This is a genomic window from Psychrobacter fjordensis, assembly GCF_904845995.1.
In the GTDB taxonomy this organism is placed as follows: domain Bacteria; phylum Pseudomonadota; class Gammaproteobacteria; order Pseudomonadales; family Moraxellaceae; genus Psychrobacter; species Psychrobacter fjordensis.
In genome coordinates this window covers 144,722-167,823 of the sequence record NZ_CAJGYP010000002.1, presented here as the reverse complement: position 1 = coordinate 167,823, position 23,102 = coordinate 144,722, and the positions used below count along the sequence as shown (strand labels likewise).

Annotated in this window: 19 protein-coding genes and 1 tRNA gene; 8 read left to right on the top strand and 12 right to left on the bottom strand. The window is 41.3% G+C overall.

The features are described 5' to 3' along the window. Positions 1 to 29: 29 nt before the first annotated feature. Complete coding sequence (gene speB, locus JMW61_RS09360; protein WP_197217766.1) at positions 30 to 986, bottom strand: agmatinase; 957 nt, start codon at positions 984 to 986, stop codon at positions 30 to 32. 185 nt (positions 987 to 1,171) lie between these two features. On the opposite strand from speB, the gene JMW61_RS09355 reads away from it, so the two are divergent. Beyond that, entirely contained in the window at positions 1,172 to 2,074 is a 903-nt protein-coding gene (locus JMW61_RS09355; RefSeq protein ID WP_227680805.1) for a LysR family transcriptional regulator, read from the top strand. Positions 2,075 to 2,091: 17 nt separating this feature from the next. Here the strand turns inward: JMW61_RS09355 and JMW61_RS09350 are convergent, their stop codons facing one another. From JMW61_RS09350 to JMW61_RS09340, 3 genes are all read right to left on the bottom strand, one after another. Continuing rightward, on the bottom strand, positions 2,092 to 3,882 hold the full coding sequence (locus JMW61_RS09350; protein WP_201550744.1) for a potassium/proton antiporter: 1,791 nt from the start codon (positions 3,880 to 3,882) through the stop codon (positions 2,092 to 2,094). Between the two features lie 386 nt (positions 3,883 to 4,268). Beyond that, positions 4,269 to 4,604, bottom strand: coding sequence for a GlpM family protein (locus JMW61_RS09345; RefSeq protein ID WP_201550742.1), 336 nt, complete (start codon positions 4,602 to 4,604; stop codon positions 4,269 to 4,271). Positions 4,605 to 4,806: 202 nt separating this feature from the next. After that, positions 4,807 to 6,471, bottom strand: coding sequence for an alpha-keto acid decarboxylase family protein (locus JMW61_RS09340; RefSeq protein WP_201550740.1), 1,665 nt, complete (start codon positions 6,469 to 6,471; stop codon positions 4,807 to 4,809). A 259-nt stretch (positions 6,472 to 6,730) separates the two neighbouring features. On the opposite strand from JMW61_RS09340, the gene JMW61_RS09335 reads away from it, so the two are divergent. Then, positions 6,731 to 6,805: transfer RNA gene (locus tag JMW61_RS09335), tRNA-Gly, on the top strand. 366 nt (positions 6,806 to 7,171) lie between these two features. Here JMW61_RS09335 and JMW61_RS09330 read toward each other — a convergent pair. Next, a complete protein-coding gene (locus JMW61_RS09330) occupies positions 7,172 to 8,104 on the bottom strand; it encodes a LysR family transcriptional regulator (protein ID WP_201550738.1) in 933 nt (310 codons plus the stop codon). 194 nt (positions 8,105 to 8,298) lie between these two features. On the opposite strand from JMW61_RS09330, the gene JMW61_RS09325 reads away from it, so the two are divergent. The 3 genes from JMW61_RS09325 to JMW61_RS09315 all read left to right on the top strand — a co-directional run bounded on the left by JMW61_RS09325 (position 8,299) and on the right by JMW61_RS09315 (position 11,487). Next, positions 8,299 to 9,543, top strand: coding sequence for a dicarboxylate/amino acid:cation symporter (locus tag JMW61_RS09325; RefSeq protein ID WP_201550736.1), 1,245 nt, complete (start codon positions 8,299 to 8,301; stop codon positions 9,541 to 9,543). A gap of 121 nt (positions 9,544 to 9,664) precedes the next feature. Next, positions 9,665 to 10,951 carry an aminotransferase class V-fold PLP-dependent enzyme gene (locus JMW61_RS09320; protein ID WP_201550734.1) on the top strand — a complete coding sequence of 429 codons (1,287 nt, stop codon included), beginning with the start codon at positions 9,665 to 9,667 and terminating at the stop codon, positions 10,949 to 10,951. A 224-nt stretch (positions 10,952 to 11,175) separates the two neighbouring features. Continuing rightward, positions 11,176 to 11,487, top strand: a complete 312-nt coding sequence (locus tag JMW61_RS09315) for a DUF1244 domain-containing protein (RefSeq protein WP_201550732.1) — start codon at positions 11,176 to 11,178, stop codon at positions 11,485 to 11,487. An 87-nt stretch (positions 11,488 to 11,574) separates the two neighbouring features. Here the strand turns inward: JMW61_RS09315 and JMW61_RS09310 are convergent, their stop codons facing one another. The 4 genes from JMW61_RS09310 to JMW61_RS09295 form a co-directional block, all read right to left on the bottom strand. Then, complete coding sequence (locus tag JMW61_RS09310) at positions 11,575 to 12,018, bottom strand: SRPBCC family protein (RefSeq protein WP_201550730.1); 444 nt, start codon at positions 12,016 to 12,018, stop codon at positions 11,575 to 11,577. A 101-nt stretch (positions 12,019 to 12,119) separates the two neighbouring features. Beyond that, the gene (gene rluF / locus JMW61_RS09305; protein WP_201550728.1) at positions 12,120 to 13,124 is read right to left on the bottom strand and encodes a 23S rRNA pseudouridine(2604) synthase RluF; all 1,005 of its coding nucleotides are present in this window, start codon (positions 13,122 to 13,124) and stop codon (positions 12,120 to 12,122) included. Between the two features lie 515 nt (positions 13,125 to 13,639). Beyond that, the gene (locus tag JMW61_RS09300) at positions 13,640 to 14,512 is read right to left on the bottom strand and encodes an alpha/beta fold hydrolase (RefSeq protein WP_201550726.1); all 873 of its coding nucleotides are present in this window, start codon (positions 14,510 to 14,512) and stop codon (positions 13,640 to 13,642) included. A gap of 7 nt (positions 14,513 to 14,519) precedes the next feature. Further along, positions 14,520 to 15,311: a class II aldolase/adducin family protein gene (locus JMW61_RS09295; RefSeq protein ID WP_227687433.1), complete on the bottom strand. Its 792-nt coding sequence runs from the start codon at positions 15,309 to 15,311 to the stop codon at positions 14,520 to 14,522. An 85-nt stretch (positions 15,312 to 15,396) separates the two neighbouring features. On the opposite strand from JMW61_RS09295, the gene JMW61_RS09290 reads away from it, so the two are divergent. Further along, positions 15,397 to 16,086 carry a Crp/Fnr family transcriptional regulator gene (locus JMW61_RS09290; RefSeq protein WP_201550723.1) on the top strand — a complete coding sequence of 230 codons (690 nt, stop codon included), beginning with the start codon at positions 15,397 to 15,399 and terminating at the stop codon, positions 16,084 to 16,086. Positions 16,087 to 16,310: 224 nt separating this feature from the next. Here the strand turns inward: JMW61_RS09290 and JMW61_RS09285 are convergent, their stop codons facing one another. The 3 genes from JMW61_RS09285 to arfB all read right to left on the bottom strand — a co-directional run bounded on the left by JMW61_RS09285 (position 16,311) and on the right by arfB (position 18,224). Beyond that, positions 16,311 to 16,751 (bottom strand): hypothetical protein, encoded by a 441-nt coding sequence (locus JMW61_RS09285; protein ID WP_201550720.1) that lies wholly within the window; start codon positions 16,749 to 16,751, stop codon positions 16,311 to 16,313. A gap of 172 nt (positions 16,752 to 16,923) precedes the next feature. After that, positions 16,924 to 17,628, bottom strand: a complete 705-nt coding sequence (locus JMW61_RS09280) for a hypothetical protein (protein WP_201550717.1) — start codon at positions 17,626 to 17,628, stop codon at positions 16,924 to 16,926. A gap of 182 nt (positions 17,629 to 17,810) precedes the next feature. Beyond that, the gene (arfB, locus tag JMW61_RS09275; protein ID WP_194197357.1) at positions 17,811 to 18,224 is read right to left on the bottom strand and encodes an alternative ribosome rescue aminoacyl-tRNA hydrolase ArfB; all 414 of its coding nucleotides are present in this window, start codon (positions 18,222 to 18,224) and stop codon (positions 17,811 to 17,813) included. A gap of 387 nt (positions 18,225 to 18,611) precedes the next feature. Here arfB and JMW61_RS09270 point away from each other — a divergent pair, with 387 nt between their 5' ends. Beyond that, positions 18,612 to 20,486, top strand: a complete 1,875-nt coding sequence (locus JMW61_RS09270) for an autotransporter domain-containing protein (RefSeq protein WP_201550714.1) — start codon at positions 18,612 to 18,614, stop codon at positions 20,484 to 20,486. Positions 20,487 to 20,768: 282 nt separating this feature from the next. Continuing rightward, positions 20,769 to 23,054: a TonB-dependent receptor gene (locus JMW61_RS09265; protein WP_201550711.1), complete on the top strand. Its 2,286-nt coding sequence runs from the start codon at positions 20,769 to 20,771 to the stop codon at positions 23,052 to 23,054. Positions 23,055 to 23,102 lie beyond the last annotated feature (48 nt).

The window sequence follows — 23,102 nt, the reverse complement described above, 5'->3', positions numbered from 1 at the left end:
ATTGCGAGATACTCCTATTAGTAAACAACTTAGACCTTATCGTCATAGCGCACACCCGGTAGAATACATAGCATCTCAAACAATAAGTTCGCAGCCAGTACAGAGGTGTTACCAAATGGATCATAAGGTGGTGATACTTCAACCAAATCACCGCCGACTACATCTAGACCCCGCATACCACGAATGATTTCGATACCTTGAGTTGAGGTCAAACCACCGATTTCCGCAGTACCAGTACCAGGTGCAAATGCAGGGTCAATACCATCAATATCAAAGCTTAGATAAACAGGACCATCGCCTAGCTTTTCGCGTACTTCTGCCATCAATGGAGCCAATGACTTGTACCAGCACTCCTCAGCAGGCACAACGCGAAAGCCCTGCTCGGTCGACCAGTCAAACTCTTCAGCACTATAACCTGTACCGCGCAGACCAATCTGAACCACACGGTTGCCATCGATTAGGTTTTCTTCGACAGCACGGCGAAACGGTGTGCCGTGGGCGATTTTTTCGCCAAACATATCATCATTGATATCCGCATGAGCATCGATATGCACCATACCGACAGGGCCATGTTTTTTGGCAAGTGCGCGTAAGATAGGAAGTGCGATGGTATGATCGCCGCCCAACGTCAGTGGAATCGCGCCGTGTTTAACGATTTTATCGGTATAGAATTTTTCGATGATATCGACGCTTTTTAGGAGGTTAAAAGTATTGATGGGTACATCACCAATATCAGCGACTTGTAATGACTCAAAAGGAGCAGCGCGAGTGGCCACGTTGTAAGGACGAATCATGCGTGACTCATCACGAATCTGTCTAGGGCCTAGTCTCGCACCGCTACGGTTCGATGCACCGATATCCAAAGGCACGCCAACAAACGCCACATCTAGTCCTTCGGCGTCGGCTTGAGTTGGCAAGCGCATCATAGTGGCGAAACCGCCAAATCTTGGCATCTCGTTACCGCTTAGTGGCTGATTGAAGCTCATAAATTACGTCCTTATTATCTGTTAATTAAAATACACAATTTGCTACATACCCTTGACAATACCTAAATATAAGATGGCAAACCATGGTAAAATTCAGAAGTAAACTTCTAAATTTTCGTAGTAAAACAGACTTATACGTTATTAGCAGAAGTTTGTTGAAGAGAGTATTTATCGGAGGATCGTTCTTGATATTAGATGAGTTGATAAAAATAGACGTAAAAACCCTACGTAGCTTTATGGCCATCGTAGACTGTCAAGGGGTGACAGCAGCTCAGACGCGCCTAAACGTCACCCCTTCGGTGATTAGTGGTCATTTAACGCATCTAGAAGACCGGTTGGGCATGACCTTATGCCATCGTGGTCGCGCAGGATTTAAGCTGACAGAGGATGGTGCAGCGGTTTATGAGGCTTGTGTCGCCTTTACCGAATCAGTCGCCAACTTTCAACATCAGCTACATTATATTCAGCAGCTAGACTCTGTTCATGGCGGGCACATTAGACTGTGCCTAACCGATCAAATGCCCAAGTTTTTTTATGACGTACTCAGACAACGGCTGGCTAACAGCTACCGTAATAACCCATTGATACACTTTTCTATTGACGTGCAAAGTCCTGAAAGCATGATAGAAAAGCTCTTAAGTAATGAGAGTGATATTGGGGTTGGTTATTTTGGCAGTTTTCCACCATTACTGACGTTTAAGCCAGCATTTGTAGAGAGACAGGTCGTGTGCTGCGGACGCGAGCACCGGTTATTTTATAATTCAGAAGGTTTGACATTAGAGGACTTAGAACAAAACCATCCGTGGATAAAAAGAGGCTATATTACTGATGTCAGCATCCATCATGTACGTCCCAAAACATTAAGCGCCACGACGTATCATATGGAGGCAACTGCGCAGCTTATCCTTGCAGGCCACCATGTTGGCTACTTGCCTCGTGACCTAGCCATGCGCTACGAAAGAGAGGGTTTGATGAAAATATTACTGCGGGAAGAAGCCAGTTATGCCGTCGAGCACCATTGGGCGTATCGGCAGAACCAGCACAAACACATTGCTGACTTTTTGAATAAAATGATGAATTTATTATAAAAAATCACTGCACACAACTAAACTGCTGTTGGTAGCTCTCGGTGTTTTAAGCCAATGGTTCGCAGTCTGCCTTTGTCATCGACTTCTTTGATGACCAGTGACCACTCATCGCTTATGACAACAGTGTCACCAGAGACTGGTGCAGTATCCAAACGTTGCTTAACATACTCAGCGACTGTCTGGTCCCACATGCTTTTTGAGCCATCTTTAGGTTTTGGTTTTAGGTTATCCACTAGAGATTCGGACGTCATCGCGCCAGTAAAAAATGGCAAATCACCGAGTTTGACACTGGGTGATAACAGCCAATCTCCATAAAAGTCGTCAATCGCTTTATGATTCAAAGTCGTGTCATTAAAGATTTTGGCAATCTTGCTGGCATGATTGCCTCGCATTGCATACCAAACGCTATCACCAAATTTGAGCTTCGTCTCTTCATCAGTAACGACAATCTGCTGTCCACGTACCAACGCAAAAATACGAATCTCATCAGGGTTGACACGTTTAGATATCTCTAAGGGATGTCGACCGATAGCGAAAGCGCCTGATTTAACTTCGAACTCATATAAAGTAATACTGGCTTTATCGGATACCCAAACTTCGTGTTCTTCTTTTGGGTCTTGGTTGGTTGGAATACGTACCTTAAACAAATTCGCCATGATAGGAATGGTCGTTCCTTGTAAAATCAAAGACACAACGACCACGCCAAAAGCAATATCGAACAGCATAAAGGCATTGTCTATGCCTGCCATCACCGGTAAGAGAGCTAATGTAATAGGTACTGCACCACGCAGTCCAACCCAAGAAATAAAGCCGATCTCTCTGTCTTTAAATTTAAATGGTTTGACGCTGGTATATACGGCGATAGGACGAGCAACGAAGATCATAAAGGCTGCTATCGCTACTGAATAGTGCCAGACATTGAGAACATTCGATGGTGTGACTAGTAGCCCTAATACGACAAAAAGCACCGCTTGTGATAACCATGCAAAGCTATCCATGACTCGCATCACATGCTCAGTCGAGCGCACTTTATGATTGCCAATCATGACACCCGTGAGATATACCGCCAAAAACCCACTACCGCCCAACATGTTGGTAGCCGCAAAAACGGCCAAGCCCGCAGACAGTATCAAAATAGCATACATACCCTCTGCCAAATGCACCTTGGGCAATAGCCGCGATAGCAAATAACCAAAGAGCAAACCCATACCCAAACCAACGCCCAACTGCTGCAACAGCAAACCCAAAAATCCAAGTACGCTCTGACCATTCGGATCAACATTTAAGGCTATCAAACCAGTGACCAATAAGATAGCCAATGGATCATTACCACCGGACTCCAGCTCAAGCGTGGCTTGGACACGATCGTTAAGCTTGACGCCGCCATTTCGCAAGAGAGAAAATACCGCTGCCGCATCGGTCGAACCAACAATGGCTGCCATGAGCAAACCAAAGCGCCAATCGACATCGAGCAACCAAGTGACGAACACCCCTAGCACCATGACCGTGGCTAGCACGCCCCATGTGGCTAGCGTAATCGCTGGCTTGAGTCCGACTCTAAATGACTTAAAAGAAGTACGTAGACCACCATCTAGCAAAATACAGGCTAAAGCTGCCTGCCCGACAAAATTGGCCAACGCATATTGAGAAAACTCAATCCCTAAGATACCTTGCTCGCCAGCCAACATGCCTACTATCAAAAACAATAGTAACAAGGGAACGCCCAAGCGCGCGGACAATGTACTGGCCATGATACTGGCAAAAATTAACAATGCTCCTACGAGATATAGGATATTTAAGGTATCCATCTTTTTTTAAGCCCTATTTTTATCAATGGTGATGAATTAAGTTGGTGCGAAAATATTACAATTTAATCTTTTAACTTTACTATTAAGATCTAAATATAGTTGATTCAATTTAAAAGAGAGTCAGGGCAACCGAGTGTAGCTGTATATGGGATATTTCAAGCGAGGTTGACGCCGCCATTCTTTTATAGAGGATTACCTATACTAAAAATATCATTAAGAATAACATCTACTATCATGTCTATAAAAACTATCTATAAATATTTTTACTAGCATTTTCTTTCACTTTAATCATGATTATATAAGTGAGTGTGATGACACGTCTTAAGGACTTTAAATACAGTTGGAACTGTTCTGCATACTATTTTAGAGACTCTCTTCAATACTGACTACGCTTGTATATATTGCCACGTAAGCACTAAGATAGCGGCAGCAATCATCCAAGCGATCACCCCTAGCATCAATGCTTTATATAAGCTGACATAGCCAATGCTAAAAAATACTACTAAAGTATAGATAAGATGAGGTATGACGCCGAGCATGCTAAATATCAAGGCGACTTTTAAATCAGCAGGGCTACGCTCGGTGCCAACAATGAAATGGCTGATCAAAGTAAACGTGGGAAAAAGCGGCGCAAGTGCCGCCAAATAGAAAAATCGAGTTTGTGCAAATAACTGAATCGCCAATACCATCAAGGCACCAATAAGCATTTTTAGCCAAATCATGATGCGTTCTCTCCTGTCGCATATCAATCGCTTAATTTATCACGATAATGAACGCACAGAACAAAATAGCTGATAATAAATAATGAGAATCCTAAAATACAAAAAAAGCCCTACTTAGCATTGTGCCAAATAGAGCTTTCACTGTCTAAAAACTAAAAAAAATTGATATAAAAGTTAATTTCCTTTATGCACTGCTATTCATTTAAGAAGGCTTTAGTGCCGCGCTGATGTCTGCTAATAATGGCGGGATATCATGCTTGTCTGCGATGACTTCTAGCATCACCAACTTATCCGTGGTCACTGCTGCTTTTTCGAGTGCTGCTTTCAACTCGCCAGCGGTCTCTACTTTGATCATCAAGCTGTTTTCTTCAGTCGCACCAAAGGCTTGTGGCATCAACTGCCAATTACATTTAGGAATATCATTGTAAGCTTGATTTTCACCATGAATTGCACGCTCTACCGTGTAGCCATCATTATTAATCAACACAATGACTGGATTGGTACGCTCTTGGATCATCACCGCGATTTCTTGAATAGTGAGTAAGGCAGAACCATCACCAATCAGCAATACACTACGCTTGTCTGGCGACGCAATGGCAGCACCCAAACTTGCGGGCAGCGTGTAACCAATCGAGCCCCACATTGGTTGCCCATAAGACGTAACACCCTGTGGCAAACGCACATCACTAATACCAAAGTAAGCCGTACCTTGTTCAGAAAAAACCAAGTTATTATGATCTAAATGGTCTGCAATAATGTGCCACAAATCGTCTTGGCGAATGGCTTCATCGTCTTTGCCGTTTTGCTCATGAGGATTGACAGGCTCACAGAAAGGTTTTGGCACGATTTTGATACCAGAGGTCATGACTTCATGCAAGACTTGCAATGCATCTTTTAGCGCAATCGGTGCAAAATTCTGACCACTAATTGACGCACGCTCATAATGCAAGTCTACTACTACATCTTCGTTGATATCTTGGCTAAACCCTGCCGTAGTTGTATCCGTATATTGCACGCCTATTTTGATCAGGCACTCGCAGTTTTCTACTACGTCCTTGACCACAGGACGTGACGCGACGCCTGCATAGGTTCCTGCCCAACGATTACTGTTTTCATCAAGTAGCGTTTTACCCCAAGACAGCGTGGTATAAGGAATATCCGTATCAGCAATCAGTGCTTTAAGCTGATTTTGCAACCCCAAACGATGCACCATCAAATCTGCCATAAGCGTCGTGGTTTTGTTCGGTAAAAACGCTATAAGTGCTTGCTTGAAATCCGCCAATGCCGCTTGGCTGGTAATATCTTCTTGGCTGTCAATCAGCTTCGTGGTTGGTGGGTAAATGGGCATTTTTGCTACATCAGGTGATAGCAGCAGATAGCCAGGACGATGTTTCTTGAGAATCAAGCGGATGACACGGTCAATCTCTGAGGCCGCGTTTTCTGGTGTGATTTGCGCCCGTGCCACGGTCACTGGCTCCACCATTTTAATAAAGTGATTGAATACGCCGTCACCAAGCGAGTGATGAATACGGCGCTTTGAGTCTTGTAGAGCGGTACTTGGCGCTCCCACAACATGCAATACAGGCGCGTACTCAGCAAAAGAGCCTGCCGTCGCATTAATCGCTGACAACTCACCCACACCAAAAGTCGTGACCATCGCCGCAAACCCACGCTCACGAGCGTATCCATCTGCAGCATAACCAGCATTTAGCTCATTAGTATTACCCACCCAACGCAATTTATCAGAGGCAAGAATGTTATCCAAAAAAGTTAAATTAAAATCACCAGGGACACCAAATATCTCCGATGCACCCGCTTCTGCGATGCGATCAAACAAATAATCAGCGATGGTATATTGTTGACTCATTTTATATCCTTATGACTTATCATTATAAGTATTGACGATTGTTTATATAATTGAAGTAAATTATAAATCGTATTCCAGCCTATTTATTCAATGCAAAGCTTTTGGAATAGTTTTTATAAGAAACTGTTATAACATATCTATGCAGTTGGATGACATGCCTGTTTTACTAACTTTACTTTTTTTTAACGTAAGTGTTGACAGGTAAAAAAAACTGCGTATAATACGCCTTCATCAACTGACGATAGTTAATTGATAATTAGCGGGAATAGCTCAGTGGTAGAGCATAACCTTGCCAAGGTTGGGGTCGAGAGTTCGAATCTCTTTTCCCGCTCCAAATATGGCTTGAAAGAGCACTAAAATCCTTACTTCTTAAACAGGAAGTGAGGATTTTTTTTGCCTGACTTTCGGGCTTTTAGAGAAATTCTCGAAATATCTTTTTAAATATAGTTAAGTCTAACTATTCAAACAAAAACCCCGTTTTCATGACGGCGCCCAAACTGTGCCCTACCCTAAAACCTCACATACATAACCGACCATACTTTGGCTATACCGGCTATTAAGCATAATGTGATGAATGTAAAATTCCTATAACTTCTCTTAAATACAGTTTGAGTTTAGTGGGCTAATAAATTGCGCTCGAAACAGATACTATTAAGATTTTATATGAGATTATGATTTTTTAATCATTTAACCTCTTACATTACTGCACACTATTAATGAAAGCATCTGTCTTCATATAATCTTCTAGGGCCGTTGTAAACCTTTCAATGGCTTTCAATCTACTTGACTTAGGATAGCGATTCGTCACTTGATAACAAGTATATTCGGGTGCAAGTACGCTAAGCTCAGATATTTTAACAGGGTGGATTCTTTCAAATACACGTGCAATCCAAACAGGGACGATAGCCCATTTTTCTTCAAAGTCAAAAACAGTGAATAATAGTGAAACCGTATCAACACTAGAATACTCATTCTGATTTTTTTCCCACCAAAAATTATGCCATATATGGTATTCAGACACACTTGAAAAAAGAATTTCATCAGCTGTATCTAAGTCATGCGGGTGAACCAATCTAGCGTATTTTGATGAGATGGAAGAAATAACAACTCCTCTAGATTTAAATAAAGGTTTAGATATAGCATTTGGATATTTTAATGAATTAAGTGTGAAGCCGATATCGATATCGTTATTCTCAATGAGGTCATAAATAGTTTTGCTCCAGTGAGAACTGACATTTAAAGTAATCCCATTGCTGCTTTCACTAGCTTTCTTATCATCTGTATTATTGTTATTAATCAATTCTTTATATAGATTTGAAAACACACAAGTATTTAAACTATCAATACTAGCTACACTTAAGTTCATTTTAGACTCTTGTAATGCCCATATTTTCGTTTCCCGCCATAACGCTTTCCAACGCATTGCTATTTCGACAAACTCCTCTCCCTTTTGTGTCAAGGTGACTAGCTTTTCACCACGTCCACGTATGAATAACTCACAGTCAAGATGTTCCTCTAGAGCGCGCAAGCGATGACTAACTGCCGATTGAGAGATGAACAGATTTTTGCTCGCTAAAGATAAGTTCTTTGTTTCTGTGATCATCAAAAATGTTTCTATTTGCTCAGTCTTCATTAGATTACCTCATGTTTATATATTAATAGTTTGAATATATCTAACCGCTTTAATTCATTATTATAATATTAACTGTAATGGTAGATTTAGGAGTGGATAAATTTTGTACCAATAGTTGCAACATTGTTCCTACAGCATTAACTAGCCTTGCAGGTTAGAACCTCACATGAACGTAACACATAGGAAGTGTCATTATGAGAAAAAAAAGGATGCAACTAAGTACTAAAGTATTCATTGGATTTGCCATAGGTATAGCCGCAGGTATCTTCTTTAAAGAACAAGCGCTGATCGCAAAGCCCATTGGAGATCTGTTCTTAAACCTAATCAAGATGATAGTTGTACCACTCGTGGCTTTCTCAATAGCAAGTGGTATCTCCAATATGGGAGACATACAGAAGTTAAAACGTGTGGGTAGTAAAACGTTACTATTTTATGTCGTAACCACTTTGTTATCAGGAGTCATTGGACTTATTGTTGCAAATTTATTGATGCCTGGACAAGGTTTTGAGATGACTATTATTTCAACAGATCCAGTTGTAATAAAAGAGATGGCTAGTGTCTCTGAAACTCTGCTAAGCATGGTACCGACCAACCCTATTCAAGCGCTCGCTGAGGGTAACTTAATGCAAATTATTATCTTCTCCTCCTTTTTTGGTATTGGAATGACAATACTAGGCAAACAAAGCGAGCCCTTCAAGAAAGTTGTTGATAGTGGAACGGAAATAATGCTTAAGGTTACTGACATTATTATGGGATTTTCTCCTTATGGTGTTGCTGCACTAATCGCGGCCTCAGTTGGTGAGTATGGCTTGGAGATATTTGGACCGTTGGCTAAATTTATTTTGGCTGATTATGTAGCGATGATCTGCGTTGTTCTATTCTTATATATCTTCCTATTAAAGTTCGTAGCTAAAGTAAGCTTAAAAGAATTTTTCAAACATATCCCTGCCGTTTGGGCTATCACGGCAAGCACAACAAGCAGCTCAGGTTCTCTTCCAGTCACTATGAAAGTAGCAGAAGAAAAATTTGGTGTGACAAAAGAGCTAGCAGGTTTTTCTCTTCCTCTGGGTGCAACGATTAATATGAATGGCGCAGCCGTTTATTTCGCCGTTGGAACTATGTTTGTTGCTCAGATATATGGCATTGAGATGACACTCTTTCAACAATTTATGACCATCACTATGGCAACGCTAATAGCAATTGGTTCGCCGGGAATTCCAGGTGGTGGCATCGTGATGATGGTTATTCTATTGGACTCAATTGGGTTACCTGCTGATATTATCGGCTTAATTGCGGCAATCTACAGAATAATTGATATGGGACATACCACACTCAACGTAACAGGCGACATGGTTTCAACACTTTGTATTGCCAGAATAGAAAACTTATTTGAAGACGAAATTGAATCAAATCAAGAAGTAAAATTAGCTAAAACATAACTCTCTTACATTAAGCAATAGAGCTAAAACTATTAAACAAAGCAGAGAATACGGTGTTGTGACTTTATTATCTGCTTTGCTTGCGCACTCTTAATTTTAAAAAAATAATAGGATAATCGTCATGAAATACAACATTGAACAAGGTGAACTTTTTAGTGAGTCCTTGAGTGAGATGATTAAAGACAAATTTTATCACGTAGATATCGACCCAATTAATAAAACAAAAAGGCTTTTTTTTGATAACTCAGGTGGCTCGTTCAGATTGAAAGCGGCCAGTAATATTTTTAAAGAACTAGATGAATTACCAGACTGTCCGGAACATGGCAATACAACTGCGAAATGGCTAATGGATATCCAAGAAGAAGGGTATCGTTCCATAGAAACCATCTTAAATATTGATAAAGGCAGTATCGTTACATCGCTCACTGCCTCTATGGTCATGTTTGATATAGTCAGAACTGTGATGGAGAATGTACCTGGCCGTAATGTGGTGACAACCTTGTTAGAACACCCTTCGGCTTATGACGCAATGGCTTCTTATGCCAAAGCGACAGGGAAAGAATTAAGAGTGGCTAAGACTAACCCTGTGACAGGTGGCGTCGATGTTGAGGACGTGATCAAACTGATTGACCAAGATACCTGTCTATTAAGCTTTATGTATGCATCAAATGTGTCTGGTGCCTTGTTAGATGAAGCCAAAATAGTGGCCGAAGCAAGAAAGATTAAACCTGATCTGTATATTGTGGCTGATGCCGTACAACATGCACCACATGGGATTATCGATGTGAGCAAAGTCCCCGTTGACGGTATTAACTTTGCGCCTTATAAGTTTTTTGGTCCACGTGGTTTTGGGGTTGGTTATGTATCAGAGCGATTGGCGAAATTACCACACAATAAGTTAATTGCGAAGCCACACGATTATTGGCAACTTGGTAGCCCTGCCCCAGCACATTTTGCAGCGTTAACTGAAGTCGTCAATTATGTGTGTTGGTTAGGAGAGCAGTTCATTACGTCAACGAAAAGAAGAGATCTTTTTGTAGAAGGTATGACCCGTATCAAATTGCATGAAAGAGCTTTAATGCACGCAATGTTAGAAGGCACTGAAAATGTACAAGGATTAAGACATATAGACGGCGTAAATGTATATTTAGATTGCAAAGACTTGACCCAAAAAGACTTTATTATGGCGATTGGTTTTGACAATTTAGAATATAAGAAAGCGGTAGAGCATTATGAAGCAGCAGGGGTAGTCACTTTCGAACGTTTACTATCAAGCCCTTACTCATCAAGAATGTTGGAATCATTTGGTTTGAAAGGTTCAATTCGTGTATCACCCATCCACTGCCATAATCTACAAGATATAGAGGAGTTTTTAGAAGTCACCAAAACACTTTGTCAGATGCAGTAATTTAACTTAGCTTAAAGGCTTTTAATAATTCCGACATATAACAATTTTGACTAAAATGAGGTGATATTATTCACCTCATTCTATTTAAAATATAGCTAATACAACGAGTTTGCCAAGTTTTCTTGTATACCTTTTTTAATATAGAACGACATAGGTTGCGCAATATTTATATCGTTAGTATCATTTCAGTTTTGAAATGACTCAATTATAACTAGGAAAACCTTATGGCAGAATTAGAATCAAACATCGAATTAGAAGCTGCGGCATTTCGTCGCTTACTAGCTCATTTAGACGAGCGTAAAGATGTACAAAATATTGAACTGATGAACCTTGCTGATTTTTGTCGTAACTGCTTATCCAAATGGTATAAAGCGGCTGGTGAAGAGCGTGGTATTGAAATCGAATACGAGGATGCGCGCGAACTTGTGTATGGCATGCCTTATGCTGAGTGGAAAGAGAATTATCAACAAAAAGCCACACCAGAGCAGTTAGCACGTTTTAACGAGATTGAAGCTGCTAAGAACAAGGCGGATTAAAGCTGACAGTGATGGCTCAAATAAAATAACCCATCACTAGGGCATGTCCTAAATAATCATATCAAAAAAGCCAATACTGCCGCTAATCTAGCGGCTTTCTATAGATTTGAGTATGCTACTAAACCCTATGGTTCCTTGTTTCTGCATTTGACGGTCAAATAGGCGACCGACTAATGGCAATGGTACCGTCAATCGACCCTCAGATACCCAAGTCACGTGTGTGGTTCCATCGCCCAAGTCTTTTAAATCAATAACGCCTTTATCATGTTGCATTTTTATAGGTCTAGATTTTTCGATTTGGTATTGCATGTGAATAGGACGCTCAAACGCCGTAATTCGCTCCCAAAACTTAACAGGTCCCGATTGAATGGTACGTAAAGCCCCAACGCCATTGCGCTCCTCGTCACCTTCATCTACTAACTTAGCTACACCTACCGCTTTAAATGATCCATAACTGGCGTGGTCACTCAGTGCCTCAAATACCTCATCAATCGGTTTTTTGACAATGCGTTCTACTTTTATTTTAAACATAATATTATCCTGTTAAGGTCAAAGTTAAAATTATTTAGCTTACGGACATTTAAAAAATGAAGAAAGCAGTCGCACGTTAAAAACTTATGATCGCGAAACTACTACCGCTTAGACCCTCGGCCTTTTGAAGGGCGCCTGCCATTGGTAGCAGGTTTGCCATTGCCTCCAGACTTACCATTACCCCCTGACGGCTTACCACGACCAGCAGGACGTCCATCTCTACCTTTAGAACCTGCTGGTTTTCTAGCATCATCCTTAGCGTATTTGTTACGCCCCTTTGCTGCACCTGCCGATTTTGAAGACGGTTTTGACTTTGATGAGGCATCAGTACGAGGTTTTTTTCGTGGCGCATTACTAGATTTCTTAGGTGACTTATTGTCTTGCGAAGAAGAGTCTTCTACAGATTTAAGTAAAACAGACAGCTCTTTTGGCGTCAAATCTCGCCAGTCTCCAACGGGCGTACCCTTGAGACTTACATTCATAATCCGTGTACGCTCAAGTTTTACGACTTCATAACCAAAATGCTCACACATACGGCGAATTTGACGGTTTAGACCTTGAACTAGCGTGATGTTAAACATATTGGGCGCTACTTTAGTCACTGGGCATTTTTTCGTCATCTTGCCAAGCATCGGCACACCGCCCGCCAAACCTTCAATAACACTATCGGTTAACGGCTTATTGACCGTGACCAGATACTCTTTTTCATGGTTATTACCAGCACGTAGCACCTTGTTGACCAGATCGCCATTATTGGTCAAAAAGATTAACCCTTGGGAATCTTTATCCAAACGTCCAATCGGGAAAATACGTAAACTATGTCTCACAAAATCGACAATGTTATTTTTCTCAGAGCTTTCTGTGGTGCTCACAATACCTACCGGCTTATTCAAGACAATAAAAACAAAATCATCAGGCTCTCGTGGCTCAATCAACTGCCCATTGACCTTTACTGCATCACCAGCGACCACCTGATCACCCACCGAAGCGCGCTTGCCATTGATGTACACATTACCTTGTTCAATAAAGCGATCAGCATCTCGCCTGGAGCAGATACCGCTTTCGCTGATGTATTTATTTAAACGAGTCGAGGAAGCGTTGAACATAGAGCACCGTTTTACCTGAGGAAAAGCTTTTTTGCTCAAAAAGCCTAAATTAAATGGATTATCAATAACGAAATAGCTCTCATTATATAGGAAATTCAGTGTCCCTTTGAGGAGAGATGAGTGAAGAGTTAGAAAAATATCCAGAGTTGTGTTAATCAGAATATAATCGATCCTCTATAAAAGAGCTACAGCGTTAACCTCACTTAAAGTATCACAGTTACATCTGCGCTCGGTTGCCTTATATCTCTTTTAAACTGGATCAACGATGGCGTCAAAACCACTTCTTTATGATCTCAAAGGTTTAAAAAATGGATAAGCATTGAAAAACGTGGGACGGATTGAGCTTGTCTCTTCATTTTCTGAACTTAATGCACTTTGACCTATGCTATTCATTCCGTGATGCGTTTTTCTAACTCAGCTAACAGCTTATACGCACTTGAGACTCAAGCAATAATAATAGAATAAAAAACGCAGAGCACCACTTGATGCCCTGCGTGTTTTAGATTAAACAGTATCTACAGAATACTGCGTCTAAATTGTAGATAGGCCGCTGTGATCGCCGTCGCATCCTCTATCTGCGGATAATGACCTAGCATAGGCATATTGGTTATATCAGCGCTGGGTATCAACTGACGATAACGATCAATCATATGCTGTCCTGAGATGGGATCTTTGGCACCAGCAATCAGTTTAACTGGTACGGTACTGTTGATAATGGCCCCTACCCATCGCTTTCGGTACTGCTGCCGTTGAGGCATGTAATTAATCAACTTATGCATCACACCCAACCCATCATTGTAACTTAACAACTGCCATAGCGTGTCTATCACCTCTGACGTAGGCTGTATATCGGGGCCAAATATCCGTTGTAGACTGCCCGCAAATTTCCGTTTATTAATTAACTTTGATACCAAAAAACCCAATGGTGATAGCAGTAGTTTCTGCACCAAGATAGGTTTATGGGTCTCAGGAAATAGACCACCGTTTAAGAAGCATACGCTAGCAATGTGTGGCTCAGCACTCCCTTCGACTTGTCTTGCCAGCAACTCCTGAGCCACTGTATCACCATAGTCATGCGCTAAGATATGATAATCACTGATGCCCATTTTTTGCAAAACAGCTTGATAAATATCGGCCTGCTCACTGATTAGATAGCGCGCGTTTTTTGGTTTATCTGACAGCCCAAACCCTAGCATATCAAGCGTAATAACATAATAATGCTCGGTTAGCGCATCCCACATGCCCTCCCAGTCCCAACTGGCACTAGGATAACCGTGAATCAATAGCAATACAGGTGCACTTTTATTTCCTGCATACCGAGTGAATATTTGGTGTCCATGGATTGATTCATATTGTCCCTGCCGTTGCCACTCATCAAGAGTTATCATTAGAGATTTACTCCTCAAATGATGGGTCAGTGCGGCGCAGTTTTCTTAGTAATGCAGGCCAGGCGATATCGCCATTCGCGCCTCTGGTGACTTGCTCTGATACAGCTTGGATACCGGCCAAGATTTGTGCTGGTATCGGTGTCAATACACCGCCCCCACTCTGCGCTTTGATCTGAATCTCACAAGCTCTTTGCATGATATACATGTACAAAAACGCGTTGGCAACCGTATCAGCACAAGTGAGCAAACCATGGTTACGCAAAATCATGAAGTGAGCATCGCCTAAATCAGCAACCAAGCGTACTTTTTCTTCAGGGTTTAATGCGACGCCTTCGTAGTCGTGGTATGCCAAGTTAGAAAGTGGAAATAATGATTGTTGCGAGATGGGCAGTAAGCCTTTTTCTTGCGCTGAGACAGCAACGCCATCATTTGTGTGCAGATGAATGACGCAGTGCGCATCATCGCGAGCTTCGTGCACAGCACTATGAATGATAAATCCAGCTGGATTCACGTCAAACTCTGATGGTGCTACTTTCTCGCCTACTTTATTGACCTTAACCAGACTGGATGCTGTAATCTCTTCGAATAACATGCCATACGGATTTATTAAAAACTCATCCTCAGTACCTGGTACGCGTGCAGAGATATGAGTGAATACCAAATCGTCCCAGCCATAAGAGGCAATCATTCGATAACAGGCGGCAAGATTTACTCGCATCTGCCACTCTTGTTCGCTCATATTATGGTGTACACTCGATGATGAGTCCATTGATGTATTGGTTTGCATAGCTGTTTGCATGGTGTATTCCTTTACTGTGTTAGATATCCTGAATGATTACTTTACACCATTTCATCAAACCAAATCTGTCAAAAACATTACACTTATGAATATTAGTCATTATTTAAATAACGACCCATGGTTTAGTCAACTACCAGCCATTGTGCAGCCGCTACTGGCAGGCGATGCGGTGCTAAAGGTATACCAAAAAGGTCAAATGATTCATGCCATCGGTGACAACGATGATGCCGCTCTACACTTTGTTGTGTCGGGTACGATTAGAGTGTGTAATGTGAGCGCTAGTGGCCATGCCATGACATTGACGCATCTATCTAGTGGCGAGTGGTTTGGTGAGATATCTATCATAGATGACAATCCTCGCACCCATGATGCGTGGACGATTAACAAAGTAACGCTCATCTCCATCCCTAGAAACCTAGTAATCCAGACAGCGCAATCGCATCCGATTTTATACAAGCATCTAGCCCTTATTACTTGCCAGCGAATCCGCCGAGCATTTGATTGGATTGACGATGCTACCTCACTCAACACCTCAGCGCGACTGGCTAGCATGCTGATTGGGCTCATCGATATTTATGGTAAGCAGATGGGAGATGATATCAAAATAGATCTGCGCTTATCGCAAGAAGAGCTTGGCTTTATGCTAGGCACTACCAGACAAACTATCAATAAAATCATCCAATCGTGGCAAAAACAGAGCCTTATCGATATGCACTATGGTTTTATCACTATAAAAGACAAAACTCAGTTGATGGCAATGATGAATCCTGCATAGTTTGAATATGTATTACATCTCAGCGAGCTAAACAATACCTAGCTTATTATAATTAACTATGTAGCCGATATTAAATAAAATGAATACACGACATCACAATGCGTGACAGGTACAAATTGTTCTTTCTTGCTATGCCTACGCAGACAGATGATACAAAAAATTTATATTAGTCATTCTGTGTCTTTTTTATATTGACCTAACTATACTCCCCACATTTTATAAACTTACCCCATATACATAAAAAAAGCATATAAACCTCCAGCAGTTTGAAGTATACCTAAGTGCTCATAAGTACCATCAATACAAGTAATGTACTGCTTCGCAGCAGCAAAATCTATCTCAATGGACTTCAAATCTTTTATAAAGTAATCAGAGCGCTGCATAGAGACCTCAGAGACTTTTCTTGAAAAGTCAATGCCAACTTCTTGCAAAATATTTATTGACGATAAATACTCATTAACGTCTTCTTCGAAAGTTTCTTCATCATAGAAATTATTTACAATCCAGTCTTTTAAGCATGATAGAAAAAAGTCATCGATACTAAGACTAGTACTACGATATATACAATTTATAAGAGATTCACCGTAGTGCTCTTCAAGTCGAATAACAGGAAGTGCTTCGCTAACTTTTTTAAAGTTTTCATAATTAAGGTTATCCCTATTCATTGAAGGTACTCTCTATTTAGGTTATTTATCAAAATCACTATGTAAAAAGACAAAGGCGTGTTGAACGTTCAATAATAGCCCTGACATCAGCTATCTGTGAATGCTCAACACGCCTTAGACACAGCTCATATAGTGTGCCGCGACAGCCTACTCTATAGGCTTATCTTTCATACTACTCGGCATCATCTAATAACTTGTTCAGTGCCTCTACCATGGCATCATCTATGATGTTGTCTTCTACATAGTTAACTATCTCATCTATCGTCGACAGATCCATTTCACGAATGCCTAAGCTGGCTAGCTGCTCATTGATAGATTCTAAGCTTTCATTATCTTCAGCGTCATCCAATAGATGCTCTTCGAATCTACCTCTGACGAACCAATACATTTTTTCTAACAAGCTTTCTTTTTTGGTTAACGTAGAATAGCCATCACCATAAATAAATAAATTGAAATGATAAGGTACCTCTACATCATTGATGAAAAAATCACGTTTACATTCTAGTGTGTAAGCTTGAATGTCTTCGTTTTCAACACCTTCGTTATCTTTATTGTCTTCATCATACTCAATCGCTTCTTCTATCAACCCACCTAGTATTTGATAGTCGCCTACTTTGATTTTGTGATTGTAAATAATACTTGATTCCGCGATGGCTTCAAAAATAATAGCACTGATGTCTAACGTATTATTATCAATGTCATAAAATCTTTTTAGTGCTGGCAAAAACTCAGTCAGCTGCTCTTCAGGTACTTTAATGAGAAACTGCTGTTCGTATATTTTAATCATGTCTTCAGGAGCATAGGCATTAGCACTATCAGTCTCGTTCCTACCGATAGGCTGCAAGGGTAAAAAGTTAAACGGGTTATCATTGGTCATTCAGAACTGCCTTTTTTATTTGGATTAACGTTGTTAAGTGTGAGCCATTACTTATTTGTAATAGCTTATAAGTGCACGACTATTTGCAATGTCACAGTGCCTTAAAATCTATGGGCGTATTGTCTCTTATTCAGACACTTTTAGATATATATGCGGCTCAAAATATAAGTATTTATAGCAGGTTAAAAGTCTACCTTACCTCGCAGCGCCTTGGTCTTACCTCGCTGGGTTTTTTTATCTACACGTTTACGCTTGGCATTTCTACTAGGCCTTGTAGGCTTTCGGTTTTTGCTGATAGAAGTGGCTTGTATGATAAATTGTTGCAAGCGCTCAATAGCGTCTGCCTTGTTTCTTTCTTGCGTGCGAAATTGCTGCGCTTTTAGTACAAACACACCTTCTTTACTAATACGGTTATCATTACTGGTCAATAGACGCTCTTTTTGCGGAGCGCTGAGACTTGAAGTTGTTATATCAAAACGCAGATGAATGGCAGAAGAGACTTTGTTGACGTTTTGCCCGCCAGCACCTTGCGCACGTATGGCGCTAATATCTACTTCGTGGTCATTGAGCCGGATGGTATTGCTAATGAAAATCATGATTTTCTTTTATATAAATAATCCATAATGTCTGCTTATCATAAATCATTATCGACAAAGCAGCTACTTATAGTCAATTCTCTATAAAAGGGTGACCGCGTTAACCTCGCTTGAAGTATCACACATATATCTGCACTCGGTTGCCTTGACTCTCTTTTAAACTAAATCAAATATACAATATTAATAATGACAGCAAGCGTTAAAGAGTGACGTTTTAAAGCTCTCTGGCATTAAATATTGCTTAGAATTTTGAGATTATATTGACCTAAAGATTAATAAGACCCATTAAAATAAGGTAGGACTCTACAGTCAAATAGATTGCTAGGTTTTTAAAAAGTAGTTACAATCGGTTAATAATCCCGCCATATTTACGACAAGGAAGTCGATATGTCTCATCATACACCTCGTGCTGTTATTGAACGCACTACCCTAAAAACCCTTACTCAGAGCATACTAGCCATTACACTATGTACGGCCGGACTCGCTCATGCTAATGACTATAGTAGCGTGACATTTTTTGGTGACAGTTTAACTGATGGTGGATACTTCAGCCCACTTACCCAAGGTGTCTTTGGACTAGAAGAATCAGGTCAGTTCACCACCAACCCTGACAATACATGGGCAACCTCATTCGCTGAACAACTGGGTACAACCGCTGTTGCCAATACCTATGATGGTAGTCAAACGGGTAATAACTATGCCATTGGCGGTGCAAGAGCAGGCGTAGACGTCACTGCTTTTGGCATTCCAGTGGCTTCTGCCAATAGCCAAGTCGATAGCTATGTCGCCAATAACAAAGTAGATCCTAATGGACTATATGTTGTTTGGGCAGGCGCAAATGATTTACTTGCTGCGGCTGAAGATCCTACTAATGCTCAAACCACGATACTTGGTGCAGTGGCTAGTCAGGTCGACACCATCAATACACTAAAAGACAATGGTGCAAACTATATTTTAGTACCCAATATTCCTGATATCGGTCTAACACCTAGAGCTATCGAGCAAGGAGCTGTGGCACAAGCGCAAAGTACTGGTGTAGCCAGTCTATATAATCAATTTATGCTCAGTGGTGTGGCAAATACTGGGGCTAATATCATACCGTTAGATATGTTTAGCTTATTGCAAGAAGTCGCAGACAACCCTACCGCCTACGGCTTTACTAATATCACGACACCTGCTTGTAATACAGACAGCTCGCTCACTTGTGGATCAAGCGACTTAGTCACCCCAGATGCCAACGAAACCTACTTTTTTGCGGATGGCATACATCCGACCGGTAGTGCGCATCAAATGATTGCTGACTATGCAAATGCTGTTGTCACTGCACCTAGCCTAATCGGTGTCCTGCCACATATTGCAACTACCACAGGACTGGCAACCAATGAGCGCTTACAATCTCACGTCAACCAAATCCAAAGCAGTGAGCAAAAGCCTGACCGTACGTTATGGGCGGTAGGTGAATTTGAAGATCAAGACATCGCAGGGTTTGATAGTGATAACAATACACAAGTACTGTTCGGCGTAGACTTTGCTCATCCCAATTCAGCAAACGCAGTCACTGGCTTATATGGCAACATTACTCAAAAAGAATTTGATAATTCAGGTGTCGCTACGGGTTTAAGCAATATTGAATTAGATGAAGTAGGGTTTGGTGTCTATCATAGCAATACGCTAGACAATTTTGGTGGCGTACAAATTAATGGTGCTGTTGGTTTTGGCAATATGGATGTGGATGTCACACGCGCCGTCACGCTTGGTAGTAATAAACAAGAATTTAAATCAAATGCTGATGGCAAACGTTTTTATGCCAACGTACAAGCCGGCTACCCAATGCAAGTAAGTAGCGTTGCTATCACCCCATATATCGGTGCAACTGCTAGCCGTGTAAAGATCAGTGAGCTTGAAGAACAAGAAAACTCTGGCATCGCCATGCAGTTCGATGAGCAAAAATATACAACGACTTATGGCAAGCTTGGGGTCAAAGCCAATCATAATGTCATGGAAAAACTAAACGTGTTCGGTGATATCCATTACCAAAAGCAGCTAAGTGACAATCGTGAAGCCGTAACAGCACGCCTAAACACATTGTCTAACATTAGCTTTAGCACACCAATGGCACAAACTGACGACGACAACTTTGCAATGACACTGGGGCTATCTAGGGAATTTGGTCAACTTAGTGCCAATGCAGGTGTTACACATTCGCAAGGTGATGATGATAAATCAACGAGTTTATTTGTTGGGCTTAGCGGCGCATTTTAAATAACTCCATCATTAAAGCCTAAAATGTAGAGTGTAAAGTGTAAAATCACTACATTGAAAATCTTATAGAACCGTCTAATGCAAAGAGCATCAGACGGTTTTTCTCTGTGTGTCTGAGACTATTTTCAATAGCTACTCTCTTCCATTAATTACATATTCATCATACTCATCGTCTTCTAAGACATATTCGGTCAGTTCTATTTACCAAACCATAACCTATAGACATACTTAGATGATAAAGGTATCATTAACGATTATCATTTATACTACGGTTTCATCATTATGTTTAAGCGCCATACTTTATCTCGTACTTTGCCCTACTCTCGTTTGTATAGCGCCATTCTAACCACCCTACAGACCTCTAAAAAAGCACCTATGGTCCTAGCTGTAGGAACGTTATTGCAATTCAGTCCAGCATTTGCTGACACAACGATTGGTACCGACCAAAGTGTTCAGCCAAGTGTCACGCTTGATCCTATCGTGGTGGTTGCCAACCAAACACCAAAAGCAATCTCTGATATTCCGGCGACTGTCTGGTATATCGATGAATACAAAGTCGATGAAGCGGCACGTACGGGTAAGCGTTTAGGCGACTTTATCGCTCAAGAAGTACCCTCTCTCGATTTGGGTAGCGGCGGTCGTACGAGCGCAGGTCAAAACTTGCGTGGGCGTAGTATGCAAGTAATGATTGATGGGGTGTCACTCAATTCATCACGTGCTATCAGTCGTTATCTAGACTCGATCAGCATGGAAAATATCGAGAGTATCGAAGTATTGTCTGGTGCATCAGCAGTCTATGGTGGTGGCGCAACTGGTGGTATTATCAATATTAAGACCAAAAAAGCACAAGCTGGTGAGCCACAAATCACCACTTCTATACAAGCAACATCAGGTTTCCAAGATGATGATGACATCTCTTACAAAGGTCACGCCTCAATCGGTGGTGGTACAGAAAATATCAAAAGTAAGCTAGCCGTCACTTATGAACAGACCGGCTCTTTCTTTGATGGCAGTGGTAAAATGCTCGTTCCTGATACCACTCAGGGTTCGTTGCAAGACAATGAGACCATTGATATCTTGGCCAGTACACAAATACAGATTGATGAGAAGCAAACCTTAGACTTGTCAGCACAGTACTATAATAGTGAGCAAGACACAGATTACGGTATTCAGTATGATCTAACCACCCGTCCATTCGGTGCCGAGATTAGTGACGGTTTTGAGAGTGATCGTCAGGCCAGTACGGAACGTCAGCAATACAATGCCAATTACCACAATACTGAGCTATTCGGTCATGAAGTGTATGCTCAACTATCACATCGTACCGAAGAGCTGAGCTTTATTCCATTCATCTATGGCACTTACTTTGCCGCTTCAGAGCAGTCAACTGACGTAACTTCAGCACGTGTCGCACTAAGCAAGGATTGGACTGACAAGCTCAAATTAACCTATGGTATCGATGGCTATCAAGACAAACTTGACAGTAATAAAATGATATTTAATCAGGGTACGAGCATTGCTACTGGTGGTCTGGTCAATGATGAGTTTGCCACCGTTGGACGCTACCCTGGTACTGAGGTAAATTCTATCGCTGGTTTCATTCAAGGTGATTATGAGCTGACCGATAAGCTAAGCGCGACAGCTGGTATGCGCTACCAACACCTAAACAATAAAATCGATGATTTTGTCTCTAGCACAGTACAGACTGATATTGCTTTAGGCAATGCCACGGGTGGTGACGCGATCCCTGGCGGTAGCACTGACTATAATGTCAACTTATTTAATCTGGGACTTAACTATAAACCTACCAGTAACCTACGCTACTTCGCAAACTTCTCACAAGGTTTTGAGTTGCCTGATCCTGCTAAGTTTTATGGTCAAGGCATCTATGCAAAAAATGCAGCAAACTATTATGAGCTTGTTAATGGCTCTAATGTCTCTGGTACCGAACTTGATGGCATCAAAACTGATAGCTACGAGTTAGGCACGTCGTTCAATCACAACAATTTGACGGGTCAGCTGACTGGTTACTATAGCGTATCGGATGGCAGTATCGATTATGATCGCAGCACACTGCTGATCACTCAAAGTGATAATAAAAAGCGTGTGTATGGTGTTGAAGCAAAGGGCGACTATGCGATTAATGACAATGTGAGCATCGGCGCACTGGCACATTGGGTCAAAAGCGAGACGCAGGTTGATGGTAGCTACGAAGATACTGTCGTGACTGACACCAGCCCAGCCAAATACGCTCTGTGGACACGCTGGGAAGATGACAACCAAGCGCTTAAGCTACAAGCAAATATGATGCGTGACGTCTCAGGTTATGATTCAAGTAGCGACTCTACTCAAGAGCTAGATGGCTATACTACGGTTGACCTTGATTACACTTACTTCTTACCTTCAGGTGAGTTTAGTCTAGGTGTTCAAAACTTATTGGACAAAGATTACACCACCGTTTGGGGGCAACAAGCGCAGATATATTATGGTAGCTACGCACCTGCATCAGCATTTGATTACAAAGGTCTAGGACGTACTTATACGGTTGGCTATACCCATCGTTTTTAAGTGATAGGTCAGTTTATATCATATAGATAATGTAGACCAAAAAAAGTC

Bases quoted from the DNA above. Each gene is read 5' to 3' on its own strand.
- speB (WP_197217766.1), bottom strand. From the start codon at position 986: ATGAGCTTCAATCAGCCACTAAGCGGTAACGAGATGCCAAGATTTGGC.
- JMW61_RS09350 (WP_201550744.1), bottom strand. From the start codon at position 3,882: ATGGATACCTTAAATATCCTATATCTCGTAGGAGCATTGTTAATTTTT.
- JMW61_RS09345 (WP_201550742.1), bottom strand. From the start codon at position 4,604: ATGATTTGGCTAAAAATGCTTATTGGTGCCTTGATGGTATTGGCGATT.
- JMW61_RS09340 (WP_201550740.1), bottom strand. From the start codon at position 6,471: ATGAGTCAACAATATACCATCGCTGATTATTTGTTTGATCGCATCGCA.
- JMW61_RS09330 (WP_201550738.1), bottom strand. From the start codon at position 8,104: ATGAAGACTGAGCAAATAGAAACATTTTTGATGATCACAGAAACAAAG.
- JMW61_RS09325 (WP_201550736.1), top strand. From the start codon at position 8,299: ATGAGAAAAAAAAGGATGCAACTAAGTACTAAAGTATTCATTGGATTT.
- JMW61_RS09320 (WP_201550734.1), top strand. From the start codon at position 9,665: ATGAAATACAACATTGAACAAGGTGAACTTTTTAGTGAGTCCTTGAGT.
- JMW61_RS09315 (WP_201550732.1), top strand. From the start codon at position 11,176: ATGGCAGAATTAGAATCAAACATCGAATTAGAAGCTGCGGCATTTCGT.
- JMW61_RS09310 (WP_201550730.1), bottom strand. From the start codon at position 12,018: ATGTTTAAAATAAAAGTAGAACGCATTGTCAAAAAACCGATTGATGAG.
- rluF (WP_201550728.1), bottom strand. From the start codon at position 13,124: ATGTTCAACGCTTCCTCGACTCGTTTAAATAAATACATCAGCGAAAGC.
- JMW61_RS09300 (WP_201550726.1), bottom strand. From the start codon at position 14,512: ATGATAACTCTTGATGAGTGGCAACGGCAGGGACAATATGAATCAATC.
- JMW61_RS09295 (WP_227687433.1), bottom strand. From the start codon at position 15,311: ATGCAAACAGCTATGCAAACCAATACATCAATGGACTCATCATCGAGT.
- JMW61_RS09290 (WP_201550723.1), top strand. From the start codon at position 15,397: ATGAATATTAGTCATTATTTAAATAACGACCCATGGTTTAGTCAACTA.
- JMW61_RS09285 (WP_201550720.1), bottom strand. From the start codon at position 16,751: ATGAATAGGGATAACCTTAATTATGAAAACTTTAAAAAAGTTAGCGAA.
- JMW61_RS09280 (WP_201550717.1), bottom strand. From the start codon at position 17,628: ATGACCAATGATAACCCGTTTAACTTTTTACCCTTGCAGCCTATCGGT.
- arfB (WP_194197357.1), bottom strand. From the start codon at position 18,224: ATGATTTTCATTAGCAATACCATCCGGCTCAATGACCACGAAGTAGAT.
- JMW61_RS09270 (WP_201550714.1), top strand. From the start codon at position 18,612: ATGTCTCATCATACACCTCGTGCTGTTATTGAACGCACTACCCTAAAA.
- JMW61_RS09265 (WP_201550711.1), top strand. From the start codon at position 20,769: ATGTTTAAGCGCCATACTTTATCTCGTACTTTGCCCTACTCTCGTTTG.